Consider the following 16516-nt stretch of genomic DNA (forward strand, 5'->3'; position numbering starts at 1 on the left):
GCGTCAATGGCGAAAGGAGGAGAGCCGAGGCCCTCCTCCGGCGTTCGCGGCCGTCAGTTGATGCGGCCGTATTTCTTGAAAGTCTCGGTCCAGTCCGCGGCCAGCGCGTCCAGCACCTCCTTGGCCGTGCCCTCGCCGCCGACGACATACGGATAGAGCCGCTGGTTCATCTGGCTGAGGAGCTCGGCATATTCCGGCACCGCCCAGAAGTCCTTCACCTTGAACATCGTCTGGTAGAAGGCCTCGTTGTAGGGCGTCGCCTCGCGGAACTCCTTGCTTTCGAGCACGGCGGCCGAGGCGGTATAGCCGCCAAGCTCGGCCCAGCGCTTCTGGGTGTCGTCCTTGATGAACCATTCGAGGAATTTCATCGCCTCGTCCTGGTTCTGGGAATAGGAGACCACCGAGATCCCCTGCCCGCCGAGCGCGGCGAACTGGTCGCCGTCCGGCCCCGCCGGGTTGGCGAAGAAGCCCGTCTCCTTGGCGTGCGGATTCGTCGCCTCGTTCAGGAGCGCCGGGAAGAAGGCGAAGTAGTTCATGCTCATCGCCGCGAGGCCTTCGGTGATGGCCTGATTGTCCTCGACGAAGAAGGTCTTGGCCCAGCCCGGCGGCGTGAAGCCATAGAGCGCGCGATAGGCTTCGAGCGCGGCGACCGCCTTGTCCGAATTGATGTAGCCCTCGACCTGATAGGTCTCGGCATTGCCGAGATCGCCGCCGAAGGAAAACAGCGCGTTCTCGAAGCCCATCGCCATCGCGTCGTAGGAATTGTCGGTATAGATCGCGATGCCGTAGCGCTTCTCGTCCGGGCGGTAGAAGAATTCCGCGATGTCATGCAGCTGCTGCCAGTTCGTCGGCGGGGCGAGATCGTAGCCGTACTTGGCCTTGAACGCCTCCATCTCCTTCGGATCCTCGAACCAGTCCTTGCGGTAGGACCAGCCGACGGCGTCGCCCTCGGCCGGGATCGCCCAGTATTTTCCGGAGTTGCCGGGATATTCGGCGTAGTATTTCACGGTCGCCGGCGCCATCACCTCGCCGACCTTGTGCTGGTTGAAGAAGTCGGTCAGGTCGACATAGTGACCGGCCGTCGAGGCGGCGCCGAGCCACTGGCTGTCGCCGACGATCAGGTCGTAGGCCGAGCCCTTGGCGTTGAATTCGGTGAAGGCCTTGGTCTGGAAGTCGGCCCAGGGCGTGGTCTCGACGGTGACGGTGACGCCGGTCTCGGCCTCGTATTCGTTCACCAGTTCCTGCAGGTAGTTCGCAGGATCCCATTCGGCCCAGAAGATCGTCAGCTCCTGCGCCGCCGCGGGCAAGGCGGCCAGAGCCGCAAGCGCGCCGCCGGCCAGAAGGCCGACCATTCGTCTCGTCATCTCGCATTCCTCCCTATCGCGTCGCGCAGTCCTTCGGACCGTCTTCTCTTGTCGGTCAGCGGGGGACGCACACCGGAGCAGCCGCCCCCGGGCCGTTGCTTCGTAGGGAGTTTGGTACTACCAGTCCGGATGCGCTGTCAAGCGATCCGTTCATGGTCGGCGCGCTGTTTCGGGTCAAAAATCATTGATTGCATTAACTAATAATGTCACAAGCAAGGCGAAATCATCATTTCACCGCCAGCTTGCCTCTTGAGCATGTCCGGGTTTCGGGATGGATTGACACCTATTGGTCTGACCAGATCAACTACTCGGAACGGACCTCCACCTTCTCCTCGGCGGCGGCGCGGGTTAAAGCACGGGCGGTCCAGAGCGCGACCTCGCACACCGCGTCGTCGCCGAGGCCCCAGATGTCCTTGAGCACGACGATCGATTCCACCCCGAACACCAGCGACAGGGCCTGCGCGAGTCGTCGCTCCGCCGCTCCCGCCGGGCGGCCGCGCGTGTTGGTGATGGCCAGCTCCAGCAGCTCGATCCGGTGGCCGCGCCCCCGGCGCCCGCGCGGCGGCGCATCGTCACCGTGCTCGAGCGACTGGCGCAACGCGGCGCGGAACGTGGCCTCGCTGGCGAGCAGCCGCGGGAACGAGGTCTCGAACAGCGAGGCGACCCGTGCCTCCCGCCCCGCGTCGGGCGGGGTCCAGTCGAGCACCGGACCGAGCGCCTCGGCCACCACGGCGCGCACCATGACGTCGCGCGTCGGAAAGTAGCGGTAGGCGGTGGAGCGCGAGACCCCGGCCCGCTCCGCCACCTCGCTGACCGTGGGCGAGCCGCCCTCGCGCAGCATCTCGCTCGCCGCCTCGACCATCAGGCGGAACGTCCGGGCGCGCGGCCCCTTGGCGGGAACCGCGACCGGACGGTCTATCTCGATACGTTGACTCGGGACAGTCATGTCATTACGGTACTAATGTCCCAAAATCGGATCAAGCACAAACGGGACCGGCCCGGCGAAGGGCCGTCGGGGGAGGAGGGCCGCGCGATGCGGCGTACGCACGTGGTCGGCACCGCCGACACCAAAGGCGAGGAAATGGCCTGGCTCGCGGACTGCCTCCGCGCGCGCGGCGTCGCCGTCACCATGGTCGATATCGGTATCCGCGCGCCGACGATCGCGGTGGACGTGCCGGCGGCGGAGGTCGCCGCGCATCACCCGGACGGCGCGACGGCGGTGCTCGGCGGCGAGGACCGGGGCGCGGCGGTCGCGGCGATGGGTCGGGCCTTCGCCAGCTTCATCGCCCGGCGGTCGGACGTCGCCGGGGTGATCGGCATCGGCGGCGGCGGCGGCACCTCGATCGTGACGGCGGGGATGCGCGCCCTGCCCTACGGACTGCCGAAGCTCATGGTCTCGACGCTCGCCTCCGGCGACGTCGGGCCTTATGTCGGCATTTCCGATCTCGTGATGATGCCGGCGGTCACCGATCTCGCCGGACTGAACCGGATGAGCCGGATCGTGCTCCACAACGCGGCGGAGGCGATGGCCGGGATGGTCGCCCACCCCGCGCCTCCGGCGGCCGGCAAACCCGCCATCGGCCTCACCATGTTCGGCGTCACTACCCCGTGCGTCACCGCCATCGCCGCCGCCTTGCGCGACAGATACGACTGCCTCGTCTTCCATGCCACCGGTACCGGCGGGCGGACGATGGAGAAGCTCGCCGATGAAGGCGTCCTCGACGGCGTGCTCGACATCACGACGACCGAGGTCGCGGATCTGCTGCTCGGCGGCGCGCTGCCGGCGACCGAGGACCGGTTCGGCGCCATCGCCCGGCACCGCCTGCCCTGGGTCGGCTCGGTCGGCGCGCTCGACATGGTGAATTTCGGGGCGCCCGAGACGATACCGGCCCGCCATGCCGGGCGGCGCTTCTACCACCACAATCCGCAGGTGACGCTGATGCGCACCACGGTGGAGGAGAACGCGGCGATCGGCGACTGGATCGCCGCGCGGCTGAACCTCTGCGAGGGACCGGTGCGCCTGCTGCTGCCCGAGGGCGGGGTCTCGATGATCGACGCGCCGGGCCAGCCGTTCCACGACCCGCGAGCCGACGCCGCCCTGTTCGCCGCGCTGGAGCGCGGGATCAGGCGGACCGAGGCGCGGCGCGTCGAGCGGTTGCCATTCCACATCAACGATCCGGCCTTCGCCGAGGCCGCGGTCGCCACCTTCCGATCCCTCCTCAAGGACTGACGCATATGGCAGCCATTCCCCGCGCCCGCATTCTCGAACGGCTGCGAGGCCTGATCGCGGCGGGTGTGCCGATCGTCGGCGGCGGCGCCGGCACCGGCCTTTCCGCCAAGGCCGAGGAGGCGGGCGGCATCGACCTCATCATCATCTACAATTCCGGGCGCTACCGCATGGCCGGGCGCGGCTCGGCATCCGGGCTGCTCGCCTACGGCAACGCCAACGAGATCGTCAAGGAAATGGCCCTCGAAGTGCTGCCCGTGGTGAAATCGACGCCGGTGCTGGCCGGCGTGAACGGCACCGACCCCTTCGTGCTGATGCCGCGCTTTCTGGCCGAGCTTCGGGACATGGGCTTCTCCGGCGTGCAGAACTTCCCGACCATCGGCCTCTTCGACGGCCAGATGCGGCGCAGCTTCGAGGAAACCGGCATGGGCTACGGACTCGAGGTCGAGATGATCGCCGCCGCCCACGCGCTCGACCTCCTGACCACGCCTTACGTCTTTGATCCCGACGAGGCGGCGGCGATGACCGCGGCCGGGGCGGACATCATCGTCGCGCACATGGGCGTGACCACGGGCGGCGCGATCGGCGCGAGTTCGGGCAAGTCGCTTGCCACCTGCGTTGGCGAGATCGAGGCGATCGCGGCGGCGGCGCGGGCGGTCCGTCGGGACGTGATCGTGCTCTGCCACGGCGGGCCGATCGCGATGCCGGAGGATGCGCGCTTCATCCTCGACCGCTGCCCGTCCTGCCATGGATTCTATGGCGCGAGCTCGATGGAACGCCTGCCGGTCGAGACCGCCATCGCCGACCAGACCCGCGCCTTCAAGGCGCTCACGCGCGAAGGGAGCAAGCGATGACCGACGTGAGGGACCTCTACAAATACCCGGGCGACGTCGATGCCTTTGGCTTCGACTGGGGTCAGCTGTCGGTGACGCTGGGGCCGACCGTCAACGGCGCGCGACGCTTCTCGGCCGCGGTGGTGACGGTGCCGCCGGGCCAGGGCCACGCGCGGCACAATCACCCGGGTTCCGAGGAGATCATCTATATCCTCGAAGGCGAGGGCGAGCAGATGGTCGAGGACGAGGCCGGCGCGCCGCATACCCAGACGGTGCGCGCGGGCTGCGCGGTCCTTATCCCCGAGAGCCGCTTCCACTCGACGCTGAACACCGGGGAGCGGACGATGCGGATCTTCGTCGTCTATGCGCCGGCCGGGCCGGAAGAGGCGCTGAGGGATCTGCCCGATTTCCGCCTGATCGCGCGGGAAGGCTGAGGGATGGAAGATTTCGCGCCGAGCCCGTTGCCCTACGGCTTCGGGCATCTCGACGATCTGATGGAGGAGGCGGGCATCGATGTCCTGCTCGTCACCTCAAAGCACAATGTCCAGTATCTGCTTGGCGGTTATCGCTTCATCTTCTTCTCGGCGATGGATGCGATCGGCCACAGCCGCTACCTGCCGATCGTCGTCTATACCCGCGGCGCGCCGGAGCGGACCGCCTTCGTCGCGAACCGGATGGAGGGGGCCGAGCATGCCAACCGTCCATTCTGGACCCCGCGCTTCCTGCCGGTCGCCTGGGGCACCGAGGATGCGATGGCGGCGGCGATCGCGCATCTGAAGGCCGAAGGGCCGGCCTCGCCGCGCATCGGCATCGAGCCGAGCTTCCTGCCGCTGGACGCCGCCCGCGCCCTCGGCGACGCTTTCCCGAACGCGCCGCTGGTGGATGCGCGCGGCGTGCTCGAACGGCTGCGGGCGGTCAAGACGCCGGCGGAACTGACCCTGCTGCGCACGGCTTCGGAGAAGATCGGCGCCTCGATGGCCGCGACGATCGCCTGGGCGCGCGAGGGATCGACCAAGGGCGAGATCATCGACCGGCTGCGCATCGAGGAAACGGAGCGCGGCTTGCAGTTCGAATATTGCCTGCTGACTCTCGGCGCCTCGCACAACCGCGCGCGATCGCCGCGAGCCTGGGGCCCCGGCGAGGTCATGTCGATCGATTCCGGCGGCAATCTCGACGGCTATATCGGCGATATCTGCCGGATGGGCGTGCTCGGCGAGCCGGACGCCGAACTGGAGGACCTGCTCGCCGAGATCGAGGCGGTGCAGCGCGCGGCCTTTGGCGCGATCCGCGCCGGTGCGCGCGGCGCCGAGGTGATCGTCGCCGGACAGGGAGAGCTGGCGCGCCAGCCGAACCGGAGTTGTACCGATTTCTTCGCGCACGGCATGGGCGTCATCACCCACGAGGCGCCGTTCCTGATGACCAACCATCCGGTGACCTACGAAGGGTCGGACGCGGATCGCCCGCTGCGGGCGGGGATGGTGTTGTCGGTCGAGACGACGATGCTGCATCCGAGGCGCGGCTTCATCAAGCTCGAGGACACGCTCGCCGTGACCGAGCAGGGCTTCGATCTCTACGGCGGCGACGGCCGCGGCTGGAATCGCGGCGGAACGGCCTGAAGCCCGAGGCAAGAAAGACGCGGGCGCCGATCGACGCCCGCGCCCCTTCTCAATCCTCGTCGGCGGCCAGCGCGTTCAGTACCTGACCCTTGCCACGCAACCGCATGACGATCGGCAGCAACAGCGCGGTGGCGGCGATAAGATAGAGGATCACCGCGATCGGCGAATGCAAGAGCACCGACGGATCCCCCTGACTGATCGCCAGCGCCCGGCGCAACTGCTGCTCGGCGAGCGGGCCGAGGATCAGGCCGACGACGACGGGCGCGATCGGATAGTGATAGCGCCGCAGCCCATAGCCGAGGATGCCGAAGAGGAGCAGCATGCCGAGCTCGAACGGCGAAGGATTGGCGCCGATGGTGCCGAGCGTCGCGAAGGTCAGGATGCCGGCGTAGAGCCACGGCTTCGGGATGGCGAGAAGCCGCACCCAAAGGCCGACCAGCGGCAGGTTCAGCACGAGGAGCATGAAGTTCGCGACGAGCAGCGAGGCGATCAGGCTCCAGACCAGCGTGGCGTTGGTCAGGAACAGCAGCGGCCCTGGTTGAAGACCGAACTGCTGGAAGCCCGCGAGCATGATCGCCGCCGTCGCGCTCGTCGGCAGGCCGAGCGTGAGCAGCGGCACCAACGTTCCGGCGGCCGAGGCGTTGTTGGCCGCCTCGGGACCCGCCACGCCTTCGATCGCACCGTTGCCGAATTCCTCCGGCTTGGTGGCCAGCGCCTTCTCCGTCGAATAGCTGAGGAAGGTGCCGATCTCGGCGCCGCCGGCCGGCATGGCGCCGATCGGAAAGCCGATGGCGGTGCCGCGCAGCCAGGGCTTCCACGACCGCGACCAGTCCTCGCGGCTCATCCAGACCGAGCCCTTGACGGTCTCGATCTTCTCGTCGGCCATCGGCTGCGACGCGACCTTCAGCGCCTCGCCGATCGCGAAGAGCGCCACGGCGAGCGTCGTGACCTCGATGCCGTCGAGCAGGTCCGGGATGCCGAAAGAGAGACGGGCCTGTCCGGTCTGCAGGTCGATGCCGACGAGGCCGAGCGTCAGGCCCAGGACCAGCGCGGTCAGCCCGCGCAAGGCCGAGTCGCCGAACGCCGCCGAGACGGTGACGAAGGCGAGCACCATCAGCGCGAAATAGTCGGCCGGCCCCAGCGACAGCGCGAACTTGACCATCCAGGGGCTGATGAAGGCGAGCCCGATCGTCGCGATCAGGCCGGCGACGAAGGAGCCGATGGCGGCCGTGGCGAGCGCGGGTCCGCCCCGACCCGATCGCGCCATCTTGTTGCCTTCGAGCGCGGTGACGATCGAGGCGCTCTCACCCGGCGTGTTGAGCAGGATCGAGGTGGTCGAGCCGCCGTACATGCCGCCGTAGTAGATGCCGGCGAACATGATGAGCGAGGCGGTCGGATCGAACTGATAGGTGACCGGCAGCAGCAGCGCCACGGTCAGCGCCGGCCCGATGCCGGGCAGCACGCCGACGACGGTGCCGAGCGTGACGCCGATCAGCGCGTAGAGCAGGTTCGTCGGCTGCAACGCGCCGACAAGGCCGTGGGCGAGGAGACCAAAGGTATCCATGGCGTGGCCCTCACAGGAACAGGTGCTCGAGCGGCCCGGCGGGCAGCGCGAGGTTGAGCAGGCCGGCGAAGATCGCCCAGATCACGAGGGAGACCACGATACCGATCGGAATCGTCATCCAGAGCGGCCCCTTGCCGAAGGCGCGCGCCGAGAAGGCGAAGAGCAGCCCGGTCGCGATCGCGAAGCCGGCGGGCTTCAGCAGCAGGAGTTGCAGGACGAGCCCGCCGATGATCCAGAGCATCGGCCCCGGCTGATCGGCCTCGCGCGGCGGCAGCCCGTGGCGGAAGGCGGTCAGTACATGGCCGATGGCCAACAGCGCCAGAAAGCCAGAGATCACGTAAGGCGCCGTCGTCGGCCCGACCCGGGCATAGGCGCCGGCCGTCGGCATCGCCCGCGTCTGGAAGAAGATCACCGCCGACAGCCCCGCGAGCAGCGCCGCGATGACCAGCGCCGCCCCATCGGGGCGGCGCGGATGTGACCCGGGAGTGCTCATTGTACCAGGCCGATATCGGTCAGGATGGCCTTGGTCGCCTCGATGTCGCTCGCGAGCTCCTTCTGGAAGTCGGCGCCGGCGAGGTAGCGGTCGTTCCAGCCGCGGGTCGCGAGTTCCTGCTTCCAGGCGTCCGAGGTAACAAGCTTCTCGATATCGGCGGAGATCGCCGCGACCTGTTCCGGCGTCAGATCCGGACCGGCCGCGACCATGCGCCAGTTCTCGAGGCTGACATCGAGCCCGGCTTCCTTCAGCGTCGGCGCGTCGAGGCCCTCGATCCGCTCGTCGCCCGACACCGCGAGCAGGCGCAGCGAACCGGCCTCGACCTGGCTCACGAACTCGCCGAGGCCCGAAACGCCGACCGTCACCTGATTGCCGAGGATCGCCGCCAGCGCCTCGCCGCCGCCCGAAAAGGCGATATAGTTGACCTTGGTCGGATCGACGCCCGCCGCCTTCGCGACCAGCCCTGCGACGATGTGGTCGGTGCCGCCGGCGGAGCCGCCGCCCCAGGAGACCGCGCCAGGGTCGGCCTTCAGCTTGGCGACGAGGTCGGCGATCGTCTGGATGTCGCTCGACGCCGGCACCACGATCGCCTCCTGCTCGCCGGTGAGGCGCGCGATCGGCGTGACCATGCTGAGATCGACCGGCGACTGGTTGGTCAGGATCGCACCGACCATCACATAGCCGCCGACCAGCAGATCCTCCGGGTCGCCGCTCGCCTGGTTCACGAATTGCGCGAGGCCGATGGTGCCGCCGGCACCGGGCACGTTCGTCACCTGCACATTGCCCGAGATGCCTTCCTGCTGCATCAGGTTCTGCATGGTGCGCGCCGTCTGGTCCCAGCCGCCGCCGGGCGCCGCCGGCGCCATGATCGTATAGTCCGCGGCCCACGCCGGAAGGGCGGTCATCAGCATCGCGGCGGCGAGCATCACTCGTTTCATTTCGTTTCCTCCTTGCGCGCCGACGCGTCTTGTGCGCGCCGGCCGGTTGACATGGGCCCCGTCATTCCACGCGAAACCGGCAGTTGACTGACAGTTCGGCGTGCTTGCGTTTTAAGGCTCCGTCATGCCTTGTCCTCCGGGACGCGCGAGGGAGCAAGGATTGTGTTGGAGCGACCGACGGCGGCGCGCGCCCGGGTTGGACGGATCCCGCTTGCGAACAAAGCGGAAACAGTGCTTCACTGCGACCATGACGATCGCGTTTCCGCCGCCCGCCTATCTCGACCGGCTGAACCACGAGCAGCGGGCGGCGGTGCTGCACGGCGTGGGCCCGGACGAGGACGCGGCCGCCGGGCCGCTGCTCGTCATAGCCGGCGCGGGCTCGGGCAAGACCAGCACCCTCGCCCACCGCGTCGCGCATCTCCTGGTCACCGGCGCCGATCCGCGGCGGATCCTGCTCATGACCTTCTCGCGCCGCGCGACGGCCGAGATGACGGCGCGCGTCGGCCGCATCGCCGCCGAGGTGATGGGCGACAAGGCCGAAGCGATGACCGCCGCCCTGACCTGGGCCGGCACCTTCCACGCGATCGGCGCCCGGCTCCTGCGCGCCCACGCGGCGGAGATCGGGCTCGACCCCGCCTTCACCATCCACGACCGTGAGGATTCAGCCGATCTGATGGCCTTTGCCCGCCACCGGCTGGGCCTCGGCCGGGGCGAGAAACGCTTTCCGACCAAAGCCACCTGCCTTGCGATCTATTCCCGCGCGGTCAATGCCCGCGAGACCCTGGAGGAGGCGCTGGCGTATTTCCCCTGGTGCGCCGACTGGGCGGCGGACCTCAAGCAGTTGTTCTCGGCCTATGTCGCGGCGAAGCAGGCGGGCAACGTGCTCGACTATGACGACCTGCTGCTCTACTGGGCCGAGATGGCGGCCGACCCCGCGCTCGCCGCCGGCCTCGCCGCGCGGTTCGACCATGTGCTGATCGACGAATATCAGGATACCAACCGGTTGCAGGCCGAAGTTCTGGCCGCGCTCAGCCCCGACGGCGCCGGCGTCACCGTGGTCGGCGACGACGCGCAGTCGATCTATTCCTTCCGCGCTGCCGAGGTCCGCAACATCCTCGATTTTCCCGCGCGTTTCACCCCGCGCGCCCGGATCGTGACGCTGGAGCGCAACTACCGCTCCAGCGCGCCGCTGCTCGCCGCCGCCAACGCGGTGATCGCCGAGGCGCGGGAGCGCTATACCAAGGACCTCTGGACCGACCGGACGGCGGGCGAGCCCCCCGTTCTCGCCCATGTGCTCGACGAGGCGTCGCAGGCCGCGTATGTCTGCGCCGAGGTGCTGGAGGCGCGCGAGGCCGGGGTCGATCTGCGCGAGCAGGCGGTGCTGTTCCGCGCCGCGCATCACAGCGGCCCGCTCGAGGTCGAGCTTACCCGGCGCAAGATCCCTTTCGTGAAGTTCGGCGGCCTGAAATTCCTCGATACCGCGCATGTGCGTGACCTGCTGGCATTGCTGCGGCTGGCCGAGAACCCGCGCGATCAGGTGGCGGGGCTGCGCGTGCTGCGGCTGTTGCCCGGCATCGGCCCGGCCAGCGCCGAGGCGATCCTCGCCGACCTCGCGACCACCGCCGACCCCGCGGCCGCGCTCGCCACCGCCCGGGTGCCGGCGCGCGCCGCAGACGACTGGCCCGCCTTCGTCGAGACCTTCGCCGCGCTGCGCCGCGGTGCCGGCTGGCCGGCGGAGGTCGGCCTCGCCCGCGCCTGGTACGCGCCGCATCTCGACCGGCTGCGCGAGGACGCCGCCACCCGGCAGGCCGACCTGATCCAGCTCGAACAGATCGCCGCCGGCTACCCCACGCGCGAGCGGTTCCTGACCGAGATCACCCTGGATCCGCCGGGGGCGACCAGCGCCGAGGCGGGGCCGGGCCTGCTGGATGACGATTACCTCGTCCTCTCGACCATCCATTCGGCCAAGGGCCGGGAATGGCGGCGGGTCTATGTGCTGAACTGCGTCGACGGTTGCCTGCCGTCGGATCTCGGCGCCGGCACCAGCGCCGAGATCGAGGAGGAGCGGCGGCTGCTCTATGTCGCCATGACCCGCGCCCGCGACGCGCTGCGCCTCATCATCCCGCAGCGCTTCCATGTGCATGGTCAGCCGTTGCGCGGCGATCGCCATGTCTATGCCGCGCGCAGCCGCTTCCTGACCGACCGCGCCCTGCCCCGGTTTCACCAGGTGTCCTGGCCACCACCGCCCCCCGGCGACCCGGCGCCGCGGGCTCACGGCCCCCGGCGCGACCTGACGGCGCGGATGCGCGAGATGTGGACCTGACCTTGGAAACGAGGAGCGGGGCGCCGCGGAGCAGGGAGCCGCGCGGCTTGCAATGCGCGCGTCCGTCTCCAGATTGTCGGGCACCGGATTGTCAGGCAAAGGAACCGCCATGGCCAAGAGCCCGAACCTGCCCGGCGCCCACCGACCGGGCGCGCCCGCGCCGTCCGAGAAGATCGCCGCCTTCCTCGCCGAGGCGACCGCCCGGCCGCCGCGCGCGCCCGCCCAGCGCGGCCGGCTGATCTTCGCGCTCGACGCCACCATGAGCCGCCAGCCGACCTGGGATCTCGCCTGCCAGTCACAGGCGGCGATGTTCGCCGCGGCGTCGCGCGTCGGCGGGCTCGAGGTGCGGCTTGCCTATTTTCGCGGCCACGGCGAGGCCCGCGCCTCGCGCTGGGTCGGCGACGCCGCCGCGCTGCGCGGCCTGATGACCGGCATCGCCTGCCATGGCGGCCTGACGCAGATCGGCCGCGTGCTCGACGACGCGGCCAGGGCCGCCGCCGAGGCGCCGGTCGCCGCGCTCGTCTATGTTGGCGACGCGATGGAGGAGGATCTGGACGCGCTCTGCCACAAGGCGGGCGCGCTCGCCCTGCGCGGCACGCGGGCCTTCATGTTCCTCGAGGGTCGCGATCCGGCGGCCGAGCGGGCATTCCGCGAGATCGCCCGGCTGACGCGGGGGGTGTTCCTGCCGTTCGATGCCCGCGCCGGCGACGAACTCGCCGGCCTGCTCGGGGCCATCGCCACCTACGCCGCCGGCGGCCGCGCCGCGCTCGCATCCGCCAGCGGAAGCGCCGCGCGGCGCCTGCTCGCCGACCTGCGGCCATGAGCCTCGCGGCGGGAGTTCTGGCAGCGACCGCGATCTTCGCACTGCTCGCGTTCCTGCTGAACCGGCTGACGCGGGAACGGGCGCTGGCGACGCTGGCCTTCGCCATCGCCGCCGGCCTTCTCCTGTTGCGCCAGGTCGCGCTCGCGGTGCCGGTCGCGCTTTTCGCCTATGGTCTCTGGCGGCGGGGGGCGCCGATCCCCGGCCCGGCGCGCGGCCAGAGCAGCGAGGCGCGAAGCGCCGCCCTCGCCATGAGCCTCGATCATGACAGCGGCGAGATGGACGGCGAGGTGCTCAAGGGGCCATTCGTCGGACGGCGCCTGTCCAGTCTCTCTCTCGCGGAGATCAATGCGCTGATGACAGCGTTCGAAGCCACGGCCGATACCGACAGCCTCGCCCTGCTCCTCGCCTATCTCGAACGCCGCCGCGACGCCCCCGGACCGGAGGCCGAGCCCCCGCCCCCGGATGCCGGCGCGCTGACCGACGCCGACGCCTATCGCGTGCTCGGCCTCGCGCCCGGCGCCAGTGTCGAGGATGTGCGCGCGGCCTATCGCCGGCTGATCCGGCGGGTACATCCCGACCTCGGCGGCACAAGCGCGCTCGCCGCGCTGCTCAACGCCGCGAAGGAGCGGCTGGACCCGGATGTCCCGAGGTCGAACTGATGCCTCAGCGCACGCCGGAGATGTCGGCCGGCGCCACTTTTCCGCCACCTTCCAGCACCAGCATCGCCGCGCCCTTGTCGTCGAGCCGCACCTCGGCCACCTTGGCATAGACCTGACCCTGCTGGGTATCGAGCAGGGTCTCGCCGGAATAGCTTTCCAGCGCGAAGGAATAGAGCCCGTTCGCCACCGGCGCGCCGAGGCTGAAGGTGCCGTCCCAGGTCACCGTGCCGCTGGTCGGCGCGACCGTCTGGCGATCGACCACCCGGCCGAAGTCGTTCTTCACCACCAGCGTCGCGGAATCGGCGTCGTCCTTCGGCGTCACCGTGATCTCGATCGGATCGCCGGTGAAGCTCGCGCTCGCCGGGGCCAGCACCTCCTTGCCGATCCAGGCGGCGTAGCCGTCGGCGCCTCGGCCGGCCAGCGCGTCGAGGATCGAGTCGAGCCGGGTGTTCGAGCCGATCTGCTGCTCGACGCTGGAGAAGGCGGCGAGCTGGGCCACGAACTCGGTGGATTCCATCGGCTGCAACGGATCCTGATTCTTCATCTGCGTGGTCAGAAGTTTCAGGAAGGTGTCGAAATCGCCGGTCAGCGCCGAGGTCGCGCCTTCGGTCTCGTCGGTCTTCGCGCCGGTCTTGGCGCTGGTCGCGGCCGCGGTGGCCGCCTTGGTCGAAGTCACATCCATCTGTGTCTCCCCGGGTTCAAAGTCGAATGTCGAGTGAGCCGCTCGGAGCGGCGCGCGTGGGTACGGGCGCTTGCGGAGCGGCCGAAACCTGACCGCCGCCGAGGGTGAAGCTGCGCGCTTCCGGCAGGCGTTCGCCGTCACGCGGCGTGTTCTGTCCCCCGGTGGCGAAGTCGAGCGACACGGATTCGTAGCCGGCGGCGTTCAGGTCCCGCGTCAGCGCTTCAGCATGCCGGCGCAGGAAGTCATGGGTCTCCGGCCGCTCGGCCAGCACCGTCGCCTGCAATCCCCCCTGCTCGGTCGGCGTCAGGTGGATATGCACCCGGCCGAGCTCGGGCGGATCGAGGCGGATCTCCACCGTCCCGCTGCTCGCCGTGCTGACCGCGAGCGTGATCTGCTGCGTCACCTCGCGCGGCGCGGCGTGCACGATCGGCGGCAATTCGCGCGGGGCCGGCGCCGTCGCCTGCGCGGCGAGCCGCCATTCGGGCGCCGCCGCCGCGCTCGGCGCAATGCCGGCCTCGCGCGGCTTGGCCGGCCCGGTGGTATCGGTGGCCGTGTCGGAAGCCGGGGCGGCGTCCGCCGCGGTTGCCCTGTCGGCCGGGGCTGGCTCCGCTACCGAGCGGCCTTCCGGCCCGGGGTCGGGCTCGGGCTCGGGCGCGACCTCGGCCGGGGTCGTCGTCCGCGCGGCCGGGGTCTCGGCCTTCGCCGCGGACGCGCTCGGGCCAGCGGGCGGGGTCGCGGCGGCGTCCGGTGCCACCTCGACAGCCGCCGCGAGGGCCGACGCGAGGGCGCCCGTCACGCCCGCCTCGACCGTCTTGACCGCCGCGACACTGGAATCGGACGCGGTTTCGGCCGAAATCTCGGGAACGGGAACGACAGGCGGCGGGGCAACCGTGAGGACCGGGTCGGCGACCGGCGTGGCGATCTCGGCGACCGGCACCGCCAGGGCCGCCGGCTCGGGGACCGGCGCGGCGGCGGGAGGAGTCGGAGCGATGTCCGCTTTCCCGGCTTCCAGAACCGCTTCGAAATCCTTGGCCGCGCTCTTCTTTCGGGATTTGTCCTTTTCCCGGACCTCTTCCGGACCCTCCTCCTCGACCGGCGCGTCCGTCGCGGCGATCTCGTCAGGGTCGCCCTTCGCGGCGGCGGCTCGGCCGGCAGTCGGGACAGGCGTGGACGCGCGGGGTCCGACGGCGGCCAGGTCCGGGAGGATCATGCAAGCTCCAAGGGAACGAGGAACATCGCGCCCTTATTGGCCGAAAGCATTACGAATTATTTACCGCGCCCCCCCATAGATCCGCCGAGCGACACCCCGCGCGGAGGTCTCAATGGAATTGCCGCCCCTCGGCCCGAAGTCCGCGGCCATCGCCGCCCAATCCGCGACCCGATCCGCCAGGGACGTGGCGAGCGACCCCGACGCGCCGGCGCGCGCGGCGGCCAAGGCCTTCGAGGCGACCTTCCTCGCCGAAATGCTGAAGGACACCGGGCTCAATGCCATGCCGACCGAACTCGGTGGCGGCGGGGCCGGCGAGGAAGCCTTCTCCGGATTTCTCACCACCGAATACGCGCGGCTGATGTCCGAGCGCGGCGGGATCGGTCTCGCCGAACAGATCTTCGAAACCCTCAAGCAGAAAGCTCCGGGACCATGATCGCCAATATCCTGAATTCCGTGCGTTACGAGCGTGTGCTGAAACTGCTCGATCAGGAGCGCAAGGTAATCCTGAACGGGCCGCTCGCCGAGCTGCCGGCGCTCGTCGACCGGCGCGAGGTGGCGATGGCCGAGATCCTCGAATCCGAAGACGTCCTGCCCGAAGCCTTCCTGACCGCGCTGAAGGCCAAGGCCGAGCGTAACAGCCGCCTGCTGCTGGCGAGCCTCGCCGGGGTGCGCTCGGCCGGCGAGGAAATCAGCCGCATCTCCGCCGCGCATGACAAGCTGCGCACCTATGCGCCAAACGGCCACCCGATCGAGGTGCGCCAGCCGACCGTGACCCGCGACAAGCGCGCCTGAGGTCCAACGCTCCGGCGAAGCGGTCGCCGTCGCCTGAAACCGACCCTGTTCGGTCGGCGCCGGCGCCGCTATGGATTGGCCCTCGCAGATCCGCAGGAGCCGACGATGACCCATCCCGCCCTCGTCCCCGGCTCGGTCGCCGTCGTCACCGGCGCCGCCTCGGGCATCGGCCTCGCCGCCGCCCGCCGCTTCGCCGGGCTCGGCCTCGCCGTCTGTCTCGCCGACCTGCCAGGCCCGGCGCTCGACACGGCCGCCGAGGCGGTCTCCCGCGCCGGGGCGCGGGACACGCTGGCCGTTCCGACCGATGTATCCCGCCCGGGGGAGATCGAAGCACTCGAGGCGGCCGTCCGCGCCCGCTTCGGCGGGGCGGACATCCTGATGAACAACGCCGGCATCCAGCCGGGCAGCGCGCTCTTCGGTCCGGTCGAGAACTGGGCGCGGGTCCTCGAAGTGAACCTCTGGGGCGTAATCCACGGCGTCCGCGCCTTCGCCCCCGGCATGATCGCCCGCGGCCGGCCCGGTCTCATCATCAACACCGGCTCGAAGCAGGGCATCACCACGCCGCCCGGCGATCCGGCCTATAACGTCGCAAAAGCCGGGGTGAAGGTCTTCACCGAGGCGCTGCAGCACGAGTTGCGCGGGACGCCCGACTGCGCGGTGACCGCGCATCTCCTGATCCCGGGCTTCGTCTTCACCGGCCTGACGGCGGGCAACCGGACCGAAAAGCCGGCTGGCGCCTGGTCGCCTGAACAGACGGCGGATTTCATGCTCGAACGGCTCGCCGAGCGCGATTTCTACATTCTTTGCCCCGACAACGACGTGCCGCGCGCGCTCGACGAAAAGCGCATCGCCTGGGCCGCCGGCGACATCATCGAGAACCGGCCACCGCTGTCGCGCTGGCATCCCGAGTTCGCCGCGGCCTTCGCCGCCTATCTCGAGGCCTGACAAGAAGACGGCCGGGGCGATGGCCCCGGCCGGTCAGTCGCAATGAA

17 protein-coding genes are annotated in these 16516 nt (G+C 69.8%); 10 read left to right on the forward strand and 7 right to left on the reverse strand.

All coding sequences use genetic code 11. The annotated features are described in order from the left end of the window. Nucleotides 1-53: 53 nt before the first annotated feature. Together Q0480_RS05315 and Q0480_RS05320 are read right to left on the reverse strand one after the other, a co-directional pair. Complete coding sequence (locus Q0480_RS05315) at nt 54-1364, reverse strand: extracellular solute-binding protein (RefSeq protein WP_299131328.1); 1311 nt, start codon at nt 1362-1364, stop codon at nt 54-56. A gap of 304 nt (nt 1365-1668) precedes the next feature. Next, entirely contained in the window at nt 1669-2310 is a 642-nt protein-coding gene (locus Q0480_RS05320) for a TetR/AcrR family transcriptional regulator (protein WP_299131329.1), read from the reverse strand. 87 nt (nt 2311-2397) lie between these two features. On the opposite strand from Q0480_RS05320, the gene Q0480_RS05325 reads away from it, so the two are divergent. Genes Q0480_RS05325 through Q0480_RS05340 form a run of 4 tightly spaced genes read left to right on the forward strand, consistent with a single transcriptional unit; the run spans nt 2398 to nt 6040 of the window. After that, a complete protein-coding gene (locus tag Q0480_RS05325) occupies nt 2398-3594 on the forward strand; it encodes a Tm-1-like ATP-binding domain-containing protein (RefSeq protein ID WP_299131330.1) in 1197 nt (398 codons plus the stop codon). A 5-nt stretch (nt 3595-3599) separates the two neighbouring features. After that, nucleotides 3600-4445, forward strand: coding sequence for a phosphoenolpyruvate hydrolase family protein (locus Q0480_RS05330; RefSeq protein WP_299131331.1), 846 nt, complete (start codon nt 3600-3602; stop codon nt 4443-4445). Further along, on the forward strand, nt 4442-4858 hold the full coding sequence (locus Q0480_RS05335; protein WP_299131332.1) for a cupin domain-containing protein: 417 nt from the start codon (nt 4442-4444) through the stop codon (nt 4856-4858). The genes Q0480_RS05330 and Q0480_RS05335 overlap by 4 nt, the downstream gene beginning before the upstream one ends. A gap of 3 nt (nt 4859-4861) precedes the next feature. After that, nucleotides 4862-6040, forward strand: a complete 1179-nt coding sequence (locus tag Q0480_RS05340; RefSeq protein WP_299131333.1) for a Xaa-Pro peptidase family protein — start codon at nt 4862-4864, stop codon at nt 6038-6040. A gap of 49 nt (nt 6041-6089) precedes the next feature. Here Q0480_RS05340 and Q0480_RS05345 read toward each other — a convergent pair whose 3' ends face one another. The 3 genes from Q0480_RS05345 to Q0480_RS05355 are packed head-to-tail and all read right to left on the reverse strand — an operon-like array spanning nt 6090 to nt 9035. Beyond that, nucleotides 6090-7604 carry a tripartite tricarboxylate transporter permease gene (locus Q0480_RS05345; RefSeq protein ID WP_299131334.1) on the reverse strand — a complete coding sequence of 505 codons (1515 nt, stop codon included), beginning with the start codon at nt 7602-7604 and terminating at the stop codon, nt 6090-6092. A 10-nt stretch (nt 7605-7614) separates the two neighbouring features. After that, nucleotides 7615-8097: a tripartite tricarboxylate transporter TctB family protein gene (locus Q0480_RS05350; protein WP_299131336.1), complete on the reverse strand. Its 483-nt coding sequence runs from the start codon at nt 8095-8097 to the stop codon at nt 7615-7617. Beyond that, nucleotides 8094-9035 (reverse strand): tripartite tricarboxylate transporter substrate binding protein, encoded by a 942-nt coding sequence (locus Q0480_RS05355; protein ID WP_299131338.1) that lies wholly within the window; start codon nt 9033-9035, stop codon nt 8094-8096. Before Q0480_RS05355 ends, Q0480_RS05350 begins: the two co-directional genes overlap by 4 nt. A gap of 247 nt (nt 9036-9282) precedes the next feature. Here Q0480_RS05355 and Q0480_RS05360 point away from each other — a divergent pair, with 247 nt between their 5' ends. From Q0480_RS05360 to Q0480_RS05370, 3 genes are all read left to right on the forward strand, one after another. Then, a complete protein-coding gene (locus Q0480_RS05360) occupies nt 9283-11358 on the forward strand; it encodes an ATP-dependent helicase (protein ID WP_299131340.1) in 2076 nt (691 codons plus the stop codon). A gap of 109 nt (nt 11359-11467) precedes the next feature. Then, nucleotides 11468-12181, forward strand: coding sequence for a VWA domain-containing protein (locus Q0480_RS05365; RefSeq protein WP_299131342.1), 714 nt, complete (start codon nt 11468-11470; stop codon nt 12179-12181). Further along, the gene (locus tag Q0480_RS05370) at nt 12178-12840 is read left to right on the forward strand and encodes a DnaJ domain-containing protein (protein ID WP_299131344.1); all 663 of its coding nucleotides are present in this window, start codon (nt 12178-12180) and stop codon (nt 12838-12840) included. Before Q0480_RS05365 ends, Q0480_RS05370 begins: the two co-directional genes overlap by 4 nt. A gap of 4 nt (nt 12841-12844) precedes the next feature. Here the strand turns inward: Q0480_RS05370 and Q0480_RS05375 are convergent, their stop codons facing one another. Continuing rightward, complete coding sequence (locus Q0480_RS05375) at nt 12845-13522, reverse strand: flagellar hook capping FlgD N-terminal domain-containing protein (RefSeq protein ID WP_299131346.1); 678 nt, start codon at nt 13520-13522, stop codon at nt 12845-12847. A gap of 16 nt (nt 13523-13538) precedes the next feature. Beyond that, nucleotides 13539-14732, reverse strand: coding sequence for a flagellar hook-length control protein FliK (locus tag Q0480_RS05380; protein ID WP_299131347.1), 1194 nt, complete (start codon nt 14730-14732; stop codon nt 13539-13541). A 112-nt stretch (nt 14733-14844) separates the two neighbouring features. On the opposite strand from Q0480_RS05380, the gene Q0480_RS05385 reads away from it, so the two are divergent. The 3 genes from Q0480_RS05385 (at nt 14845) to Q0480_RS05395 (ending at nt 16469) form a co-directional block, all read left to right on the forward strand. Continuing rightward, nucleotides 14845-15165: a rod-binding protein gene (locus tag Q0480_RS05385; protein WP_299131348.1), complete on the forward strand. Its 321-nt coding sequence runs from the start codon at nt 14845-14847 to the stop codon at nt 15163-15165. Continuing rightward, nucleotides 15162-15524, forward strand: coding sequence for a hypothetical protein (locus Q0480_RS05390; RefSeq protein ID WP_299131349.1), 363 nt, complete (start codon nt 15162-15164; stop codon nt 15522-15524). Before Q0480_RS05385 ends, Q0480_RS05390 begins: the two co-directional genes overlap by 4 nt. A 105-nt stretch (nt 15525-15629) precedes the next feature. Beyond that, entirely contained in the window at nt 15630-16469 is an 840-nt protein-coding gene (locus tag Q0480_RS05395; protein WP_299131350.1) for an SDR family NAD(P)-dependent oxidoreductase, read from the forward strand. The last annotated feature ends 47 nt before the right edge of the window (nt 16470-16516 follow it).

This window comes from uncultured Amaricoccus sp., from assembly GCF_937891315.1.
Classification (GTDB): domain Bacteria; phylum Pseudomonadota; class Alphaproteobacteria; order Rhodobacterales; family Rhodobacteraceae; genus Amaricoccus.